This window comes from Paenibacillus sedimenti, assembly GCF_014534655.1.
Lineage (GTDB): Bacteria > Bacillota > Bacilli > Paenibacillales > NBRC-103111 > Paenibacillus_E > Paenibacillus_E sedimenti.
In genome coordinates this window covers 1-1,362 of sequence record NZ_JACVVD010000046.1, presented here as the reverse complement: position 1 = coordinate 1,362, position 1,362 = coordinate 1, and the positions used below count along the sequence as shown (strand labels likewise).

Genomic DNA, 1,362 nt, shown 5'->3' with positions numbered 1-1,362 from the left:
TGGGAAATCTCATCTTGAGGGGGGCTTCACGCTTAGATGCTTTCAGCGCTTATCCCCTCCGTACATAGCTACCCAGCGATGCCTCTGGCGAGACAACTGGTACACCAGCGGTACGTCCATCCCGGTCCTCTCGTACTAAGGACAGCTCCTCTCAAATTTCCTACGCCCGCGACAGATAGGGACCGAACTGTCTCACGACGTTCTGAACCCAGCTCGCGTACCGCTTTAATGGGCGAACAGCCCAACCCTTGGGACCTACTTCAGCCCCAGGATGCGATGAGCCGACATCGAGGTGCCAAACCTCCCCGTCGATGTGGACTCTTGGGGGAGATAAGCCTGTTATCCCCAGGGTAGCTTTTATCCGTTGAGCGATGGCCCTTCCATTCGGTACCACCGGATCACTAAGCCCGACTTTCGTCCCTGCTCGACCTGTTTGTCTCGCAGTCAAGCTCCCTTATGCCTTTGCACTCTGCGAATGATTTCCAACCATTCTGAGGGAACCTTTAGACGCCTCCGTTACTTTTTAGGAGGCGACCGCCCCAGTCAAACTGCCCACCTGACACTGTCCCCGAACCGGTTTACGGTCCCAGGTTAGAACTCCGATACGATCAGGGTGGTATCCCAACGGCGCCTCCACCCAAGCTGGCGCTCAGGCTTCAACGGCTCCCACCTATCCTGTACAGATCGTACCAAAGTCCAATATCAAGCTGCAGTAAAGCTCCATGGGGTCTTTCCGTCTTGTCGCGGGTAACCTGCATCTTCACAGGTATTAAAATTTCACCGGATCTCTCGTTGAGACAGCGCCCAAGTCGTTACGCCATTCGTGCGGGTCAGAATTTACCTGACAAGGAATTTCGCTACCTTAGGACCGTTATAGTTACGGCCGCCGTTTACTGGGGCTTCGGTTCACAGCTTCGGGTTTAACCCCTAACCGCTCCCCTTAACCTTCCAGCACCGGGCAGGCGTCAGCCCGTATACTTCGCCTTGCGGCTTCGCACAGACCTGTGTTTTTGCTAAACAGTCGCTTGGGCCTTTTCACTGCGGCCCCCTCGGGCTATTCACCCTACCGAGGCACCCCTTCTCCCGAAGTTACGGGGTCATTTTGCCGAGTTCCTTAACGAGAGTTCTTCCGCGCGCCTTAGAATTCTCTTCTCGCCCACCTGTGTCGGTTTGCGGTACGGGCACCTTCGCCTGGCTAGAAGCTTTTCTTGGCAGTGTGAAATCATGACCTTCGGTACTGTAATTTTCCCTCCCCGTCACAGCCCAGCCTTACGGTGTGCGGATTTGCCTACACACCAGCCTCACTGCTTGGACAGACATCCATCAGTCTGCGTCACTATCCTTCTGCGTCACTCCATCGCT

Annotated in this window: 1 rRNA gene; it reads right to left on the bottom strand. The window is 55.3% G+C overall.

The window, feature by feature from the left end:
* A 23S ribosomal RNA gene (locus ICC18_RS33310) occupies window positions 1-1,362 on the bottom strand; the annotation flags it as partial.